13 protein-coding genes are annotated in these 19,229 nt (G+C 46.3%); 1 reads left to right on the top strand and 12 read right to left on the bottom strand.

Features of this window, described 5'->3' with window-relative positions; all coding sequences use genetic code 11:
• Position 1: 1 nt before the first annotated feature.
• From D7V92_RS07265 to D7V92_RS07210, 12 genes are all read right to left on the bottom strand, one after another.
• On the bottom strand, positions 2–1,321 hold the full coding sequence (locus D7V92_RS07265; RefSeq protein ID WP_121772597.1) for an MFS transporter: 1,320 nt from the start codon (positions 1,319–1,321) through the stop codon (positions 2–4).
• Positions 1,322–1,373: 52 nt separating this feature from the next.
• The gene (locus D7V92_RS07260) at positions 1,374–2,258 is read right to left on the bottom strand and encodes a WD40 repeat domain-containing protein (RefSeq protein WP_005863029.1); all 885 of its coding nucleotides are present in this window, start codon (positions 2,256–2,258) and stop codon (positions 1,374–1,376) included.
• A gap of 147 nt (positions 2,259–2,405) precedes the next feature.
• On the bottom strand, positions 2,406–3,278 hold the full coding sequence (gene lsrF, locus D7V92_RS07255) for a 3-hydroxy-5-phosphonooxypentane-2,4-dione thiolase (protein WP_005863031.1): 873 nt from the start codon (positions 3,276–3,278) through the stop codon (positions 2,406–2,408).
• Between the two features lie 69 nt (positions 3,279–3,347).
• Entirely contained in the window at positions 3,348–3,962 is a 615-nt protein-coding gene (locus D7V92_RS07250) for a DAK2 domain-containing protein (RefSeq protein WP_008772437.1), read from the bottom strand.
• A gap of 9 nt (positions 3,963–3,971) precedes the next feature.
• The gene (locus tag D7V92_RS07245) at positions 3,972–4,988 is read right to left on the bottom strand and encodes a dihydroxyacetone kinase subunit DhaK (protein ID WP_121772596.1); all 1,017 of its coding nucleotides are present in this window, start codon (positions 4,986–4,988) and stop codon (positions 3,972–3,974) included.
• Positions 4,989–5,029: 41 nt separating this feature from the next.
• Positions 5,030–5,344, bottom strand: a complete 315-nt coding sequence (locus D7V92_RS07240) for a hypothetical protein (protein WP_005857750.1) — start codon at positions 5,342–5,344, stop codon at positions 5,030–5,032.
• Between the two features lie 18 nt (positions 5,345–5,362).
• Entirely contained in the window at positions 5,363–7,810 is a 2,448-nt protein-coding gene (gene ccsA, locus D7V92_RS07235) for a cytochrome c biogenesis protein CcsA (RefSeq protein ID WP_011966097.1), read from the bottom strand.
• A gap of 116 nt (positions 7,811–7,926) precedes the next feature.
• Positions 7,927–11,913, bottom strand: coding sequence for an SUMF1/EgtB/PvdO family nonheme iron enzyme (locus D7V92_RS07230; RefSeq protein WP_233572813.1), 3,987 nt, complete (start codon positions 11,911–11,913; stop codon positions 7,927–7,929).
• A 110-nt stretch (positions 11,914–12,023) separates the two neighbouring features.
• The gene (locus D7V92_RS07225; RefSeq protein WP_005857754.1) at positions 12,024–12,782 is read right to left on the bottom strand and encodes a hypothetical protein; all 759 of its coding nucleotides are present in this window, start codon (positions 12,780–12,782) and stop codon (positions 12,024–12,026) included.
• A 34-nt stretch (positions 12,783–12,816) separates the two neighbouring features.
• Entirely contained in the window at positions 12,817–13,911 is a 1,095-nt protein-coding gene (locus D7V92_RS07220) for a hypothetical protein (protein WP_005857755.1), read from the bottom strand.
• Between the two features lie 11 nt (positions 13,912–13,922).
• A complete protein-coding gene (locus tag D7V92_RS07215) occupies positions 13,923–15,698 on the bottom strand; it encodes a YncE family protein (RefSeq protein ID WP_005857757.1) in 1,776 nt (591 codons plus the stop codon).
• A gap of 17 nt (positions 15,699–15,715) precedes the next feature.
• Positions 15,716–16,513 (bottom strand): IclR family transcriptional regulator, encoded by a 798-nt coding sequence (locus tag D7V92_RS07210; RefSeq protein ID WP_029257197.1) that lies wholly within the window; start codon positions 16,511–16,513, stop codon positions 15,716–15,718.
• A 241-nt stretch (positions 16,514–16,754) separates the two neighbouring features.
• Here D7V92_RS07210 and D7V92_RS07205 point away from each other — a divergent pair, with 241 nt between their 5' ends.
• Positions 16,755–19,130: a hybrid sensor histidine kinase/response regulator gene (locus D7V92_RS07205; protein ID WP_005857761.1), complete on the top strand. Its 2,376-nt coding sequence runs from the start codon at positions 16,755–16,757 to the stop codon at positions 19,128–19,130.
• The last annotated feature ends 99 nt before the right edge of the window (positions 19,131–19,229 follow it).

Below are 19,229 nucleotides of genomic sequence, written 5' to 3'. Positions count from 1 at the left end.
ATTACTGTACTAACTTATTACCTTTATCGTCATACGTGAACGGTACGAAATAGGCTACCAAGAATGAAGGGATCATCGCCAGCAAGGTCACGATAAAGAAATACTTATAACCTAGCCAGTCGCTCACGAAACCGCTCATCATTCCCGGAAGCATTACGCCAAGGTTCATGATACCTGAAGCGAACGCATAATGCGCCATCTGATGCTTGCCCGGAGCTACCTGTTGCATCATAAACAGCATCAAGCCCACGAAACCGAATCCATAGCCAAAATACTCGAATACGATGGCGGAAGCGATAATGAGACCATTATCAGGCTGGAAACACGCCAAGAACGTGTATACCAAAAACGGTATATTGAAACAACAACAAAGCGTAAACAATACCTTTCGCAACCCCTTGGCCGAGATATAATATCCACCAAGCAAAGAACCCAGCACGAACGCCGCCGCCCCAAACGTACCATAATACAAACCGATTTCTTGCTCCGTTAGTCCTAATCCTTGATCAGCTATCGGAGCTTTCAAGAACAAAGGTACGATCTTTATCACGAAACCCTCGGCAAAACGATACAATATGATGAAACAGATATACCACACGATATACTTCTTCGTGAAGAACTCCTTGAAGACCAGCCATAGCTCAGCCATACTTTCCTTCAACGAATGTTCTCTGGTAGCGGCTTTCCCACCCGAAGGCAACATCTTCATATGATAAAAACCAAGCAGGATCATGATCGTACCGCAAAGCAACATAACGATCATCCAAGCGTATATCACGGCCTCTTTCTCCAATCCTATCCCGGTAAAATATTGCATCATATAACCCGCCAGATAAACCAGACCACCCGTGGCTACGATCTTCGCCAAATTGTAAAACGCACCTTGCCAACCGATATATTTGGCTTGATCCTCCGGTGAGAGCTCTTTCATATAAACGCCATCCGTTGCCACGTCATGCGTAGCCCCGCTAAGCGCTATAATACCTAATAATGCGATAGATAGAGCAAAGAAACTCGGCAAGTTTAACGCCAAAGCCACTAAACCGAATAAGCAACCGGATAACAACTGGGTCAATACGACAAAGAATTTCTTAGTACGATACATTTCCAAAAACGGGCTCCATAAAGGCTTTAAGGTCCAAGGTAACATGACAACCGAGGTCCATAACGCAATCTGGGCATCCGATATATCCAATCCCTTAAACATGAGTACGGTAACCATGTTCAGCACTACAAAAGGCAATCCCATAGCAAAATAGACACTAGGGACCCAAGTTACAGGGTTTCGACGTTTAGTAGCATTCGTGTTTTTCTCTTCCATGCTTTATTTAGAATTTAGGTGTACAAATATAATTAATAATCCGGATATATCTTTAATCGATCGGACAAATAGAGGAGATCATCCCGAAGGTAGCGTTATCATTCAAATCCCAGACCATCTTTCCGGCTCCGTTTATCTCAATCAACTGCGGGTAATGTCCTTTCGCAGCCTCTCCGTCATGGCCTTGCCAGTTACAGATATACAAACCACCGTCCCGTTTAGGGAGCAACTGGGCAACAAAGAAAAGCTGGGCTCCCTCGATATCGTTCGCATTCATCTTGCGAACGATATCTCCTGTCTCGAAATTCAGCTCTATGAAGCAATGGGCATCACCGCAAGCGACCAGATAATTACCGTTATCCAACGCAGCCACGCTAAACGGGTTACCGTCTACTTTCACGCTTTTCAGCAATTGACCGGACGGGGATATTTCCCGGATCTCGGAGGTAGCGAACAAGGGCACTAGATAATTGCCCCGCTTATTCTTGTTTACTTGACGGAATTGTGCATGGGGTTGCTCAATTCGGGTATCGAAATCTGTTTTCGACAGGATCTCTCCTTTTGCGTTCACTTCCATGATCGTAGCCGGGTTTCCACACCACGCCAATAAATAATTACCGTTGGAAAGTACACGGGCTGTCTGCATCTCACACCCTTCCGGTGCGGAGATATTCCAGACCTCCTCATGATCCCGTGTGATTAGCTTCGCCCCTTTCGAATAGGAAAAAAGGATATTCCGATCGGGAGTAACAGCTACGGAATTACATTCCCATCCTTTTTCCAAGGGATGCTCCCATTCAATTTCTTTCGTGTTCTTGTTTACGATGGCGATCTTGTCCCAGCCGGAACCGCCTAATAAAAGATGATGCGACGCCTCATGACATGCGGAACATACGAGTAGCAGGCATGCGGATAATATAAAAGTATAGATTTTCATGGTATATAATAATGTACTAATTAGATAATATGCCAATTATAGCAGGATGGACACATGGGATCCACCCTGCAAAAAAAGATCATGTGTGTTGTATTCGCATTGGCATATTGACACATTTAGCGAAACGACACATTGGTTCATTCTTCTTTATTTCGCTAAGTCACGGAACAACTCATATCCCTGATCTGGCGTGATACCTTGATGCACGACCGCATGAACCGCCTGGATCATGGCGACAGGAGAAGTACTCTGGAATACATTACGTCCCATATCCACGCCGGCCGCACCGTCGTTAATCGCATTATAACATAATTCCAACGCCTCCTTCTCCGGTAATTTCTTACCACCGGCGATTACCACGGGAACCGGGCAAGCGGCGGCTACCTTCTCGAAGCCCTCACAATAGTAGGTCTTCACGATATTAGCGCCATTCTCCGCACAGATACGGGAAGCCAGACCGAAATAACGAGCGTCTCGAGCCATTTGCTTACCAACGGCGGTAACACCCATTACCGGGATATTGTAGCGGCTAGCCTTATCGACCGCCTTATATAAGTTAGCCACAGTCTTAGCCTCATGCGCCTCGTCGCCGATAGCCAACATAACCGCCATGGCGGAGACGTTCATACGGATAGCGTCCTCTATATCGATCAATACATTATCATTCAAATCCGTAAGGATAGACGTTCCAGCGTCCGAACGAAGACAAATCGGTTTCGTCGTATTCGCAGGGATCGTAGATTGCAGGATACCACGGGTACACATCAAGCAATCCGCATATTCAATCAAAGGAACGATATTCAAGTCGATACGCTCCAGACCGGAAGTCGGCCCCATGATGAAACCATGGTCAAAAGCAAGCATAACCGCCTTGCCTGTCTTCGGGTTGAAGATACGGGATAAACGGTCTTTCATACCCCAAGGTAAGTTCTCGGCTCCCTTCACATGGAAACTCTGGTTCTCACAATTGATGCCTAAACCGAAGTCCGCACCTTCTCTTAAATCATCTAAATCTGCCATATTTATTATTCGTTATATTATTATATTTTATAGAGACGGGGCACGCCCCGTCTCACGCTGTGTATTATTTTATAGCGCCTCAGCAAAAGAAGCGAACATACAGCTCCAAGAAGTAGCCCCGCTATCAGCGAAACCAATCGAACGCTCGCCATAGTTACGGGCACGGCCAAAGTTAGCTTTCATCGGTACCGTAGCCTCCGCTCCCTCAAGCGCCGCTTTAGCGCCGGCGTTCAAGACCACCTTGATATCATCCGACGTACAAGCCTGCATAGCCTCCACCGCCGGGATCAAGGCATCCATCATCGTCTTGTCGCCTCGTTTCGCTTGGGTTTGTTGTTGCACATTCGCCAAGCCACCGGCGAACATAGCTTTCACGCCTGCGGCATCCAACTCGGTTCCCTCTGCATGATCGCTCATACCCAAGAAGAAAGCGCCGAGCAAGGTACTTGTCGATCCGCTCACTTCCATCATCACGTCCATACCCATATCACCAAGCATTTGCTTGAACTCCGTTCCAGACTGAGCGCTTTTATTCACGGCAGTCATAGCGGCAACGATAGCGGTACCATGATCTCCATCCCCGATTACGGCATCCAATTTAGAAAATTCCTCCTCACGTGCCTTGATCTGTTTCAGCGCATTGTCTAACATGGCCTTGAAGGCCTCGATAGTAAGTTGTTTCATGTATATTATTTATTTACCTAGGGTTGTCCAATAAGGTGCGTCCGCACGTTTGTTATTCAAATAATCGATATGGTCCTCATCCAAGATCGCCATGATCATCTGGAATCCAGCTTGCTCCTGTACGGTCAAGATCTCTTGGATACGGCTTACCACCACCTGCAAGCCACGAGCCTCTAATTCCTTATAAGCCTTGCGGAAGATGATATTCAATTCCATATGGGTAGTAGCGCCTACGCCGTTAATGATCAACAACATCTTATCACCGGCTTTTGGCTGTAACTGCTGGCAAAGTAGGTCTACCATCTCCGCTGCCGTATCATCGGCGGATACCAACGGTTTCTGTCCACCACCGCCTTCGCCATGCTGGCCCATACCGATCTCCATGATTCCATCGGGAAGATTCGTGATCGTACCTCCGTTCTGGGGATGCGTACAAGAACGCATAGCGACAGCCAAGGTAGCCACGTTCTTATTATAGCGTTCACCTATCTCAATCAACTCGTCTAAAGACTTCCCTTCCTCGGCGGCGGCACCTAATATCTTATACAAAGGAACACAACCGGCCAAGCCACGGCGATCATCTACATTCGCCCCGATACCTGCGCTGATATCATCATGCGTAAGTAATTTCATCACCTTGATACCCTTACGAGCAGCCAACTGGCAAGCCATATTAGCGCTCATCACGTCGCCGGAATGGTTCAATACGACCAGCAAGATCCCGGCCTCACGATCCATCAATTGCAGTGCCTGAAACAAACGTTGGGCACCCGGAGCGGCGAATACGTCACCCACGACGGAGCAATCCAACATGCCCTCTCCTACGAAACCGCTCAAGGCAGGCTCATGACCGGAACCGCCTAAGGTAACGATCGCTACCTTATCATTGCCTTTCGGGTTAGCACGTACGACGATATTCTCAGCCGCCAACTTTACTTGATTCGGATACGCTAACGCATAACCTTCCAATAACTCAGCCGTAATATTCTCAGGATCATTTATGAATTTTGTCTTGATGTCTGACATGGTATTATCCTCCTTTAGATTTATGAATTTTGATTTACGAATTATTTTAGTTCCATGATCTCGATAGCGATACCTTCTTCCTCGATGAAAGCGATCGTCAAGTGCTCGTCGCAAACAGCCGGGCCGAAGATTACCTTCTTACCTTCCAACTCTTTTTCCAAACAAGGAACCGTATAAGCGATATGGCCATTGGTCTGTACCAACTCCGGTAGGCAGCTGCCTTTCTCGAATTTCAAGAACTCGATCCGGTTCGGACTCTTGCTGTAATCCGTCAACCATACACTCAGGCCTTCGTTATAAACCGCCCCTTCTTTACTTTCTGTAGTGACAATTCCTACGTGATTAAATGTTCTCATGATCTATTCAATTTATAGTTAGACAATTATATTATTAAAATTCGTTCTCTTCCGATAGGATATAAAGCCAGCCCCCAATACTAGGATGATCGATAGATAAAGATAAATAAATATCCCGTTCACGTTGTCATTCTGGCCATAAGAGTGCATGCCACTCAAGAAATAATTCACGCCGAAGAAGGTCATCAACACCGAATAGAAGGCCAAGATAGACGTAAAATTAAACAACCACAGGTTATTGCATTTCGGTATCAAGCGGAGATGCGTCACGATCGCATATATCACCATCGTAATCAACGCCCACGTCTCCTTCGGGTCCCAGCCCCAATAACGTCCCCACGACTCATTCGCCCAGACCGCTCCCAAGAAAGTACCGATCGTCATCAGGGCCAATCCGATCCAAAGTGACATCTCGTTCACGATACTCAATTCTCGTACCCGTTCTTTGAGCATCACGCTGTTCTTCTCCCCGCTTACGCTCATCATCACCAAATTCGTCAAGCCGATCAGACAGCTAATACCGAAGAAACCATAAGCTCCCACGATAACCGCCACATGGAACATCAACCATGGGGATTTCAAGACCGGAACCAGCGGATTGATCTGCGGGTCCATCCAACTCAAGCCGGACACGAATAAGATGATCCCCCCGAATAAAGTAGCCAACGCAAACGTAAGCGTACTCTTGCGTACGAACAACAACCCGGCGAACACCGTAGCCCAAGCCACATAAACCATCGTCTCGTACGAATTGCTCCAAGGGGCGTAACCTGCGATATACCACCGCATTCCCATCCCATACATATGGAAAACGAATACGGCCAAAATGCCCAGACTCAATAACCAAGTCGTATAGGTAACCCATTTTTTCTTCTTGAATAAGGCCACGAAAGCGAAGATCAGCAACAAGCCTCCCAAAATCAAGTACCCTTTCTTACATTGCCGGAATACATCCATTTGATTATATTTAATCTCGGCCTGTATTTTCTCAGGGCGAATGTCTACCGTCTTATTCTTGGCTTGCTGATACGTATGGATCATTCCGATTACCTCGTCCGCTTTCTCCCAATCACCACTCTTCAATCCTTCCTGTACCTCCGATAAATACCAGCCCATAATGTGGGTAACGAACATGGAGTCCTTTCCGGAAAACGCCGACAAATCATCGCCCGGCGCATACCATTTGTGATCCGGATCGTCCTCTTTCGGGAAAAGGTTCAACATCTGGTAATTGATCAATTGATGGAAGATATTCACCTGCTCGTCCAGCTTGATCAAGTCTTTATCGAAGCGGGTACGCTCCGCCGGCATTTTATTGTAGGCCTCTTCCAGCTTCTCTTGCAATTTATAGCGTCCGTGGCTATCGAATACCTCTATATAGGCACACTCCTTATCCGTAAGGTCGTAATAATTGGCCAGCTCACTATTAGACAAGGCGATAAACGGCACCCGGACCCACATATCCGGCATAGCCAAGACACTCAACAAGAACTGATCCGAGTTCAAGGAACCGAACTGATCCGATTTATGCAACTTTCGCAGTACCTCGGAAGAGAATGTATTGATCGGCAACATACGTCCGCTTACCGATTGGATCGGCAACGCACCGAACTTAGCGGCATGTTCCGGACTTATCGCATATTTCTGTATAACCTCCTTCATCTCGGGAGCGGCAGCACCTTGCGCCCGCAAGCCCCCTACGGAAAGAAGAACCGCTACTAACAGGGTCGTTTTACGAGCGCCCCCTCTTAAATCTTTCAACTGACGGCTTAATTTCATGAAACGGGAGTTCTTGCCTACCAAGCAAAGTATAAAGCCGATCACTAAAATCACGTAGCCGGTATACGTAATATTCCTTCCGGCCACATCTCGGTTCACGGAAAGTACCGTTCCTTGCTCATCCGGATCATAGGAGGCTTGGAAGAAGCGATAGCCTTTCACGTCTAATACATTATTCATATATACCCGGGTATGGCGAGTCTGTCCATCTACATGTACCAGCAACTCACTCTCATAAGCAGAGGGACTGGCAGAGCCGGGATAGCGGGTTAAGGTAAATTTCACGAGTTCTACGCTAAAAGGAAGCGTATGATAGAGAGTCTGGTCCGAGGTACGGATCATGATACGATCGCTAGCCTCTCCCTCACGCAGGTGAAGGATTCCTTCCTCGCCGAAAAGGTGGGAAATAAGGGCACCCAGAAGGATGACAATAAAGGCGGCATGGGTGACCATCAATCCCCATTTACGCCGCTTAAGTAACTGGTGCTTGATAACGATAGCCACGAAATTGGCTACCAATAAGAATTGGAGTAAGAAAAATACAGGAGAATAGTAAATCAGCGCTTTAGCGACGGCAGTACCATGATACTTCTCTATAAAAGTAGCGATAGCCAAGCCAAAGGCGTAGATCAATAGAAGGACGATAGTCGTCACGGAAGAAGAGATAAATCTTTCTAGAGTTTTCATTTGCTCATTTATTAATAACACTGATGCGACAAATGTACGCAGATTAATCATTTTTGAAAGAATCGGCGATTAATTTGCCGCATCCATGTTATCTATCTATAAATAGACCTTGTCTATTAATCCTCAATAATTACCCGGAAGCCTACGTTGAACACACGTTGGTACGGATAATATCCTTTACGGGTATAAGCCGTCGAGAATTTCGGTCGCTCGATATAAGAACCGCCACGAACCACCTTATACTCGGAGACCTCTTTCGATTTCTCGTTGTAAGGATAAGGCAAGTAATCTGAACGAGTCCATTCCGCCACGTTACCGTGCATGCAATACAAACCGAACGGATTCGCTTCATATTGCTTACCACCCACCTGAACCAAATTGCCATCATCCACGCCTTCCTCTTTCGGTAAGTAAGTATAGTATTTGTACCAATAAGAAGTCTTAGGCATCGGTTGCGGGTCGATACCGCTTACGGCAAGCAGGAGCGTGGTTACGTCGGCTAGGTTATCCTTTTTGCCGAAGTCCGCATTCATATCGCCATACCAGAAATCTTGATCGCTACCGGCACGACAAGCCCATTCCCATTGCGCCTCGGTCGGAAGCGTGATGTTCAAGCCTGTTTTCTCACTCAGCTTCTTACAATAATCCATAGCGTCATTGTAACTTACACGGATTACCGGTTGCTCCGGTTTATTAGCGGGATATCCTTGAACCACGTGATCTTTCCATTGCTGATCCACGAAACGGCTGTCGTGATCCGGGAAAATCACGTTGAATTGCTGGTTCGTAACCTCCAACTCACCCATCCAGAAAGCTTTGTCAATCTTCACTTTCGCCGTCGGACGAGTATCGGATTGCCCACGATAGCTGCCCATCACGAATTGTCCGGCCGGAATGCGAACAAATGTCATCTTGATACCCGGAGCCAACTCGATCTCCTTACGGGTTTCCTTCTCGTCAGCCAACATAGCCTTGATCCGGTCCGCATCGAAAGGCCAGCCTTTCACCTTCAACTCTTTTTCCTTGACAGGAGCCAATTTCTCCGGCATCTCCGGTTTGATCTCACCTTTACCCTTCAAGTAAGCGGCATAATCGGAGATCTCTTTCTTCCAATCCACGCCTGCGCCATTCGCATACTTATCCGTCAACTCTTTACGACGCTTGATCTGGTCGAAGCCTTGATACGGGATGATATCCTTCGAAAGCACATTCGCATTGAAATAACCCTTATCCGGAGCGTTGTAATCAATCCAGTTATAAAGGGTTTTCCACTCTTTATCCGTCAGTTGCACGTTAAAGTGCCCTTTCTTCAACATACGAACCAGTTCACTCGTGTTCGGATGATATTCATACGGTTGAAGAACCACCATATCACCCTCGCCACCTTGACGGTGTACATACGGATGCAGATTCAAGTAAGAAGTGCCATAACCTAATTTATCCTTCTTGCCCCCACGCAAGTCGAAAGCCTTACCCTCACCATTATGGCAAGCGATACAGGCACGATCCAAGATCGGTTGGATCTCCAGATCGAACGTGAACGAACGGGTCCCCCCTTCCGGCGGAGTCAACGCATGCGGGGCTTTCTGCGAAGCCATCACACGTTTCGGAATAGGAATCTGGTTCTGGTCCTCATGGCAACCGATACAAGATACCACCTCGCCCGGCTGACCGGTCAACCAGCTACGCATCCACTGGATAGCCACACCGTCTTTGTCTAACGGCTGGATAGAAATCGGCGTATTCGCCGGGATCTTGAAGATAGCGGAGCCATCCTCTTCTACCGGTACCGTACCCAACATACGCTTGATGTCCCAACCGGACTGGATTCCATGCCAGTTATGATCGGAGGTAGTCTTCACGTAAGCATACTCATAAGCGTGCAGACGAAGAGACTTAACCGTACCCCGGGGAATGCCTCTCAAACCCTCTCCCTCGTAAATATCCTGAATAAAGACCGTAGCCTCTTTGTCATTCAATTTCACACGGTCCGGAATAGCCGGAGGAGTCTGTGTCTTACGTACGGCAACCGGACTGATATAGCCCTCACCCTCTACCTTACGCAAACAAGTCACGTTATCGAAGACGTCCACCAAATAGATACCCCATAAATCCTGCGGGTCTAATTTAGCGGCCACCAAGAAATATTTATCATTCAGCGGAGTCGGTTTGATAAACTGCGGCCATACGCCATTCACCAGCTCATCCTTAATCTCCTCCACGATCGGCCGGTTACGATACGGGATCTCCTGTACCATACCGGCGGCGCCTTTACGGGCTTTTGCCGGATCGAACACGATCAAACGGCCGGAACGGGCGATACCATGGTGACCGGAGATAATTCCCACGAAAGCGGAACCGTGGCCCGGCAACGGCTGGATATCAAACGTACTGTTCGGGAACATCGATCCGCTACCATACAGCGCTTTCTGCTCCGTACCATCCGGATTCATGTTCATCACGATACGGGAATAATAGTGCGTCAAGTCCGTGTACTCCCAACGGGTATACATCACACGACCGTTATTCATCACTACCGGGTTCCAGTTCGCGTCTTGATCGAAAGTCAGACGGCGCAAGTTCTTCGTATCCGGCGTATAAAGTACCATATTACCGACAGGGTCATCACCGCTTACACAAGGCACGCCTTGATAACCGATATTCGAGTTGGCGATGATACGTCCGTCCGGTAAGTAGGTTCCATCATAAAACTCCAGATCCGGTTCCTCGTTATGTATTAATTGCTTAAAGCCCGAGCCATCCAATTTCACCTCGAATACGTTCCAACGCTTATCGGGCATCGTCTGGGTAAACATAGCACGATCGCCATCCCAATGCATCCGCAAGTCAGCGATAGAGGAACCGTTTTCCGGTTTATAAATCGACCGTACCTGTACATCCTCCCCACGTAGATTACTCAACTCCACAATATCAGCGTCGAATCCCATACGGCGGGCGGACTCTTGGTTGCTCCAGTTATTACCCTGCGTACCCAAATCCGGAGCCATTGCCTTATGAGCGTTTACACCTAATTTAAAGCGGGCAGCCAAGACTTTATCACCATCCAAGAACGGGTTCGCCAGCAAGATCGTACGTTTATTCGCAATCGCTTTCTCCGCGTTAACCAAAGCGGCCTCATCACCACTATAAATGCCATCGAAACCTTTCTTTACCTGCTGTTCCAGCTCATCCAAAACCGGTTGATACTTAGTGGCATCGAAACCTTTCAGTTTTTTCATATCATTGAAAGCCAGACGAATCGCCTCCATATTCAACCAACTCAAGTCGCTCTGCAAATTACAGATACGTTGAGTTTTCTCATAAAGTTTCAAATACTCACGGATCTGAGTATCAATATCTTTTTCTGTCTCGATCTGCTTAACAGCGTTCTTTACATACGCAGCGTCTTTCAGACGAGAAGCCAGATTCAAGACAATATCACGCTCAGCGGAAGCGTCACTAGTAGTCAACCAATTCTCCAACCCATCGATATTAGCGTTTAAGGCTCCTAATTCCTTCGGATAAGCGGCTAGCAAGCGTGCGGCCTCCTCCTTCGGGAAAACATTCATGATACGGAAGAATACACTACCTACCGTTGACTGATCGGCCAAACCCACCTCAGCCTCAAAGCGTACATATTCCTTATTGATATTGTACACCATCACGCCATTGGCATGGCATAATACGCTATGGTCGTATTTCTTACCACCGATCAACAATGGATTCCCGTATAAATCCGTATTCTTGCGGATACTGTTCGAACCGGAAACCCAATAATCCGGGTCTAACTCATCCAACCAAACCGAACTACCGTCCGCCTTGATTAAACGGGCATTCGCCCATGTACCCCAATCCCAATCCGTACCGTCCGGTCCGGCGGCCGTAACAAGTACCAACTGATCCTGACCCGTCAAATCGGCGGACATCGGGACAGCCTTCTGCTTCGCTTTAATCCAAGCGGACATGATCGGCATGTTCGCCTTCACCAAAGAGGCACGAAGCTCAGACTTTTGTTTTACTGAGGCGTCAATCCAGTTATCCACCTTCTTTTGCTTCGGACCTGCCGAAACAAGAAGAGAGGTCGACAACAAGAGTGATACCATTATATAGTATTTATTCATGTATTAAATTTAAATTTAGAAGGTTGTTTATTGAAACCCTAAGGATCACGATCGGCAACCCTTAGAATTACGAAGCATAACCCTAGAGGTTTTTATAAAGCGGCCTTCTGGTTCGTGAAACGTAAGCCAGCGTTGTCGTGATAGCATGCCCACTCATCTACGATAGCGCCTTCCGGACCTGCCATCATAAAGTGGAATGTCTCCAATTTCTTCAGACGTAATACGTCGCCGACCTTCTGAACCACGAAATTCTTGCTCTTGATCGGTCCGTGTCCAGCAGGGATAGCCGGGGCGTTCGGGGTCTCGTCACCTACCTCAGAGAAGTTGTATACCCAACCCTTCTCTACCATCCAAGACTCATGTTTAGCAGGAAAGTCAGTCTTTACGTGAGCGTGTTCCGGAATCATCTGGCCCGGCAACAAATAGATAGCGTGAGCGAAATACTTATACTCCGGATCGTTGATCCAGAAAATACCACCCATACCTACATTTTCGAAATCGCCCAAGCCAAAGTCTGTCACCCACATATCTTTCGCCATCAACTCCGTGAAAGGAACATCGTAGAAAGCAAACATATCTTTCATCGCTTCCATAGCGACATCTTGTTGAAACTTGCCGTCTTTATAAAAATCGGCGTTCGTGTACTTCTTTGAATAAGCCATTGTTTTATTTTTTTGATTGTTAGTATTACATGCGTTCGTGCATTCTTTGCGGCAAGTTCCTTCCGGACAATTGCCCTCCCCGTTAGCGGCGCAACAAGTAGCGTCTGTCGTTGTCTTTCCCGTACATGCGACCATAGATACCAACACCAATCCCATAGCCGCCATTTTCATGTTCAAACCTTTTCTCATTTGTTTTTGTGTATATTTGTTAGTACTATTTGTTTCAACGTATCGCTATTCCCTCGATCTCGATCAATAACTCATCCCGGCAAACGTCGGCCCACATATAAGAGATCGGGATATTTAATCCGTAGGTATTCATCAAACGCTCAGCCTCCTTATAGTCGGATTTATTCTTCAAGTAGACTCGTAACTTAACCAATTTAGCGTCAGCGATCAGTTCCGCTATATTTTCCATCGTGATCCGTAGCTGACGTTCCAGACCTACTCCCGTCAAGCTCTCCTCACCACGGATAGCGGCTGTACCGGAAATATAAATCAATTTACGATCCTGAAAAGTCATGCTCTTGGCACGCTCGAACTTAGGGGTCGTCTTCTTTTGTCGGGCAACTTCCAGTACTTGTTCCGAATACGCATGGGCAGCCACCTGCAACTTATTATCGATCGGCGTAGCGAAAGCATCCGGCGTAGTAAACACGGCGGCATCCACATCGATCAAGATACCTCCCAGATTCGCCCCGATACCCGTAGCGGCAGGATAACCATTCGCCCATTCCGTTTTACTATAAAAATCAGATCGGGCGTTATTAAACGCTTGATAATGCTGATCCGGACCGTCGAAAGCGGTTATACGCTCGATATAATTCCACTGACGGATAATGCTATTCAACGGAAAACCCTCCCGACGAAGCACATCCCCCAATAACCGGAAAGCTTCCACCGACTGAGGCTCTATACCAAAATGGAGTACATCCCCTTGAAAACCGCCGGCAAAAAGGAAACGTCCCGAGGCATTCTCCAACAAGACATAAGGAACACCTTGATAATGACGGAAAGTAATCCGATCCTGCGCATCGGGCACATAGCTATGTACCTCCATCAGCAAAGGAGCGTTCAGCGGCGGTTGGGAGACATAGCTCAAAGCCGGTTCGCAATCCCCATAATACCGACGGATCTTCTCCCGCAGCAAAACCCGGCGTGCCACGTATTCCTCATTTGTACCCGGAGTACCGAAAAAGGCCAGCCTCATGATCACCTCGTTTTGAGGCAATTGAGACAATAGATCGTCCACCATAACGGCGAACTCGGCCCGCTTGGTGCTTAATATCGTATAATGTATCTTCTCACAATAATTCATATCCTTTTATTTTACAGGGAGTTTACATATTCCGTTAACGCCTCGATATCTTTCTTGGAAACCTTTTTATCGATGCCATGCTTATGGACCTCGAACACCTCTTCCATGGTAGCCGCACGCCCATCAAACAGATAAGGAGCCGTACGCCAGACCTCGATCAAAGTAGGTGTATCCCACCCTTTCTCAAATTCTATATCCTCGCCGATACGGTGCATCTTCATATCCGTATAATAAGGACCGCTATGACACTCGCCACATTTCAGTTTCTCAAACACCTTTCTTCCCTCTTTCGCCTTATCCGATAATTCCCCATTTACTAAATACGGGCTAGGCACCGGACGCAAGGATTTCATATAAGCGTCCACACATTTCGCCATTTCCTCTTCTGGCTCAAAAAACTGAATGAACTTAAAACCGGCACGTACCGCATATTCTGCGCTCTCACGAACACCCGAGATCATGCTTGGGGGAGTCACATGCGAATACAACATGCTCTTACAATTCTTCGAGTTACCAACTCCATCATTCATCAAGTCCCAGTTCATCCCGTCCGTACGGGCATCCCCCGGATGGCAACCGTTACAACTCTGCCAGCCTTGATAGCAATGATTTGCGTCGTTAAAGTATTTCTCGCCCTTGTTCTCCGGCGTTTCCGTACGCCCCGGATTCATGTCGGTAGCCGTCACCTCCAATGTATTTATATCGACGGTATTCAAGATATCGGCGAAATAAGTAGGGATTATCAACTTATCTCCCGAAAATATAAAATTTCGGGGACCGTTTCCTTGTAAGGTAACTCGCTCACGAAGTCCATACAAGAAATTCAAGTCGTAATCCAGACGGCTCTTATCCTTATAAGACTCAAACTTCGCCAACATCGCCGGATGATCGATCACGCTCACCTCATGCGTTCCGCTATGCGTGATAAAGATATGCTTGTCATCGCAAGCGATACTCCAGATACCGGCAGCGCCACGATCCGGCTCGTCCACCAATACCGCCCCAACGAATTCCTGCTTCGCCACATCGATCACGCTGAAAGCGCTCGTGTTCATCCAACCTTGTTGAAGTTGGGAAGTAGGCACCGTGAATCGTCCCAAGTTATGAGACACGTATATATATTTCCCGTCCGGCGTGATACACATCCCCCGTAAGGCATTGCTACCATTCGCCAATTGGATATCTTTCACTTTCGTAAACCCCTCCATCTCGATTACTGATACGCAAGCGGCCACCACATCCACGTCCGCCCGTTGTGCGGGCAGGAAATTCGTAACAAACATATACTTGCCATCCTTGCTGAATACCGCCGATTTAGGCTCACGCAACACTTTCACGCTCCGGACTACCTTACGCATCACCGGATCTATCTCGACCACCGAATTATCGAACTGATTACATACATATATATGTTTCTTATCCGGCCCGAACATCGGATGACAGGCTCCCGATCCCGTCGGTATAGCCGCTTCCACCCTACCCGATTCCAAGGAAAGCACTTGTAAACGGCCGGTCTTCTCGAAGGTCGTCACATACACCTTATCCCCATCCGGAAGCAACCCGGTCGGGATCTCATCAAACGGAAACGAATGAAGTAAGCTCTTACCGTCCGCTGAAAAAATATCCAGATGTCTCGTTCCTTTCTGTGTCATTAATAGCTCCCCCTTCGCATTCAATACGGCATCCGTAGTAAAGAAAGGTGGGTTGCCGGCTGAAGCGAGAGAAACGCAACAGCCGACAAGACAAGCCACCAATGAGTTTTTTATCAAGTATTTTCGTGTGTTCATGGTATATTTTGTATTCCTTATTTTCTAAATCCTAGTTCGTTCGAGATCACCCCGGCAATCTCCTTGATCACCTTCACCGTATTTTTCACCACCTCTTTCGATAAGCGGTCTTTCGGGCCGGAGATCCAAATCGCTCCACAAGGATATCCCGTATAATTAAAGATCGGGGCGCCTACGCAGATCACGCCGCTCAGCTCCTCCTCATTATCCATGGCATATCCCAGCTTACCAACCTTCTCCAATTCCTCCAGATAGGCCTCACGAGAAGTGATCGTCCGGGAATTATACCGTGTAAACGTCATGTAGGACAGGTAACGATCTCGCACCGTCTTCGGCAAATAAGCCATAATCGCCTTTCCGGGAGCCGAACAATGCAACTCAAACGGCTTTCCCGGCGACAGGACGAAGCGGAACGTATGATGTCCTTGCGCTTGTTCGATAAAAATCCCTTTCTCATCTCCCAAGACACCAAAGCAAGCGGTCTCTTTCACTTGATCACGTAAATCACGCAAATGTGGCAAGACGGTCTCTAAGAGATTGTGTTCATTCAAGGATCTGAAACCAAGGGTCAATAATTTTCGGGAAAGTTTATAGCGTTTCGTGTCTTCACTAAAATTAAGATATTCCAGCCGCACCAATGTATTCAAAATACGGTAAGCCGTAGTCTGAGATATATCGAGCGCCGACTTAATATCTTGCAATGTTTCTCCCGCCGACCGCAAGGAAAGGTACTCAAGAACCGCTATGCCCTTCTCTAAATTAGGCACTTTGTAGCTCTCATCCACTTTTTCCATATTTGGCAGCGTGTTTTCCATATTTGAAATTGCATTTCAGATTTGAACCAAATATAGCAGTGATGAATTTAAACAAGACACGAAATATGTAAAAAGGTGTTAAGTATGTTGCAGAGCATATAAATCCTTAAAGGAAAATGATCAATTCTTTTTGATTTACAATGATTTTATCTCTTATATACATATTATTTACCTACTTTCGCGGAATATCCTTGAAAGCACAAGGATATAAGTGCATTCATAAACGAGCAAGAATACAAACATGACAAGCGAAAGCAAAAAAGAAAAGTTAAATAAAAACGAGCTATTAGCTAATTATCAATATCTCATGGATACGATCTGGACTATCTATTTGGAAGACGGAAGCGTCGATATACTTAAATATTCAATGAATCCGGAATTAATTAATACAAAACAAGATTATACCAGCCTTGCCAACATTCTAAGAAACGACATCTATTCTCCAGACCGTAGTTTATGGGATGAAACGGTTTCGCTTGAAGCTTTCTTTAGAATGATAGCCGAAGGATGTTTTCATAAAACATTTGACTTACGTTTCTGCAACGATCACTTCGGTTTTGAATGGCACGAAACTTTTATCGATATTCTTGTTAACAACGAAGGTATCCCTGATAGAATCCTTTTATCTAGCCGTAATATCAACGATTTCAGAAAAGCGCAAATTATAGAAACCGCCGTAAGATCAGAATATGATTACGTAATCTATATTGAAGCTTCGAAAAATAGCTATGTCATGTATACCTCCGGCTCGGAGAGCTATAGTCCCCCTCCTATCGCCAGCTATGACTATGATGGAGTAGTCGCCTCATATAACCGGCAATATATGGCACCTGAGCTTCACGAAGAAATGACTGAGAAACTACAGATCGCTCATATAGAACCGATACTACGGAAACATGGAGAATATATCGTATATGGCACCATGATAGAGAATGGCGTAAACCGGGAAAAGAAAATGCGATTCAGCTATTACGACAGGGAAAAGAACATATGGTTAATGACTCGAACTGATATAACGGAAATCAAAGAAGAAAGAAAACAAAAAAAACTGTTGCAGGAAGCTTTACAGAGCGCTAATGCCGCCAACCGTGCCAAAACTGATTTCCTATCCCGGATGAGCCATGACATCCGCACTCCTATCAACGCCATCGTCGGTATGACAGCGATAGCTGGCCTGCACATGGATGACCAGATGCGTATAGCTGATTGCTTAAAGAAAATAACCATTTCCTCCAAACTCTTATTAAATCTGATCAATGAGGTACTGGATATGTCTAAACTGGAAAGTGATAAGATCATGCTGACAGAAGAGGCATTCAAGATCAACGAGCTATTAGAGAGTTTATTCGTCATGGTGCAACCGGCCTTTGAAGCGAAAAAGCAAAAGTTTCAGATACATGTCACCAAGATAAAACACGAATGCCTTATAGGTGACGTGCAACGTATACAGCAAGCATTGTTGAACATGCTTACAAATGCGATCAAATATACTCCGGAAGACGGGCAAATACAACTAACGGTAGAAGAGAAACCTTCTGTCTATAACGGTTACGGCCAGTTTGAAATAACCGTAACGGATAACGGTATAGGAATGAAACCAGAATTTCTGGAAAAAGTATTCGAACCTTTCGAGCGGTCGGATGACAAGGCCATTCGCAATATCCAAGGGACTGGTCTCGGCATGGCTATCAGCCGCCATATCGCCCAGATAATGAACGGAGACATTCTTGTGGAAAGTGAATATGGAAAAGGCTCCAAATTCACCATGAGGTTTCATGTCAAACTGGGAAGTACGAATGAATACGACAATAATATATTGGTAGACCTACCAGTACTGGTAGTAGATGACGATGAGGTATCCTGCGAGATCGCTTATGAAAACCTCCAAGAATTAGGGATGAAACCGGAATGGGTTCTTTCCGGTGAAAAGGCCGTACAAAAAGTAATCGACGGAGACACTTACTTTGCTATTATCATAGATTTAATGATGCCCGGCATGAACGGCATCGAAACCACCATAAAAATAAGGGAATACGTGGAACCAGATACTCCGATCATCATCATATCAGCATACGATTATTCCGGTTACGAATTTGAGGCAGTAAAAGCTGGCGTCAACGGCTTCATAAGCAAGCCTATCATGAAATCCAAGCTATTCCATTTAATGAAAAAATTTGCCTCAGACAAAAAGGAAGACGAGCAAGTCCTTATCACACCGACTCATATCATATCTTTTCCCGGCAAACGGATACTGGTCGTGGAAGACAATGACCTAAACCGCGAGATAGCGTATGAATTGCTGCAAGAAACCCATGCAGAAGTCGAGACAGCTTGCGACGGACAAGAAGCCGTTGATAAAGTCGCCGCTTCACCCGAAGGTTATTACGATTTTATAATCATGGATATACAGATGCCTGTAATGGATGGACTCGAAGCGACAAGGCAAATTCGTCATCTCGACCGTCAAGATATCAAAGATATGCCCATTATAGCCATGTCTGCCAATGCTTTCGCCGAAGATGTACGGCTAAGTCTGGAAGCCGGCATGAACGAACATATCGCAAAACCGATCGAGATAGACAAATTATATGGAATTATGAGGAAATGGTTCCAGTAAAAAAAGCCGGAATCTCTTCCGGCCTTCTCCAAACTCAATGAATCACCTTTTTACTTCTTGCAATCGCAAGTTGAATATGCTACCAACATCCAAACCAAT

Origin of the sequence: Parabacteroides sp. CH2-D42-20 (assembly GCF_003670185.1) — a bacterium.
GTDB lineage: Bacteria > Bacteroidota > Bacteroidia > Bacteroidales > Tannerellaceae > Parabacteroides > Parabacteroides distasonis.
Note: the sequence above shows the minus strand (reverse complement) of the source record. Positions and strands in the feature narration are given on the sequence as shown.

Excerpts from the sequence above, each read along its gene's own strand:
- D7V92_RS07230 (WP_233572813.1), bottom strand. The coding sequence starts at position 11,913 with ATGGTATCACTCTTGTTGTCGACCTCTCTTCTTGTTTCGGCAGGTCCG.
- D7V92_RS07245 (WP_121772596.1), bottom strand. The coding sequence starts at position 4,988 with ATGTCAGACATCAAGACAAAATTCATAAATGATCCTGAGAATATTACG.
- D7V92_RS07260 (WP_005863029.1), bottom strand. The coding sequence starts at position 2,258 with ATGAAAATCTATACTTTTATATTATCCGCATGCCTGCTACTCGTATGT.
- D7V92_RS07265 (WP_121772597.1), bottom strand. The coding sequence starts at position 1,321 with ATGGAAGAGAAAAACACGAATGCTACTAAACGTCGAAACCCTGTAACT.
- D7V92_RS07240 (WP_005857750.1), bottom strand. The coding sequence starts at position 5,344 with ATGAGAACATTTAATCACGTAGGAATTGTCACTACAGAAAGTAAAGAA.
- ccsA (WP_011966097.1), bottom strand. The coding sequence starts at position 7,810 with ATGAAAACTCTAGAAAGATTTATCTCTTCTTCCGTGACGACTATCGTC.
- D7V92_RS07225 (WP_005857754.1), bottom strand. The coding sequence starts at position 12,782 with ATGAGAAAAGGTTTGAACATGAAAATGGCGGCTATGGGATTGGTGTTG.
- D7V92_RS07215 (WP_005857757.1), bottom strand. The coding sequence starts at position 15,698 with ATGAACACACGAAAATACTTGATAAAAAACTCATTGGTGGCTTGTCTT.
- D7V92_RS07210 (WP_029257197.1), bottom strand. The coding sequence starts at position 16,513 with ATGGAAAACACGCTGCCAAATATGGAAAAAGTGGATGAGAGCTACAAA.
- D7V92_RS07250 (WP_008772437.1), bottom strand. The coding sequence starts at position 3,962 with ATGAAACAACTTACTATCGAGGCCTTCAAGGCCATGTTAGACAATGCG.
- lsrF (WP_005863031.1), bottom strand. The coding sequence starts at position 3,278 with ATGGCAGATTTAGATGATTTAAGAGAAGGTGCGGACTTCGGTTTAGGC.
- D7V92_RS07220 (WP_005857755.1), bottom strand. The coding sequence starts at position 13,911 with ATGAATTATTGTGAGAAGATACATTATACGATATTAAGCACCAAGCGG.
- D7V92_RS07205 (WP_005857761.1), top strand. The coding sequence starts at position 16,755 with ATGACAAGCGAAAGCAAAAAAGAAAAGTTAAATAAAAACGAGCTATTA.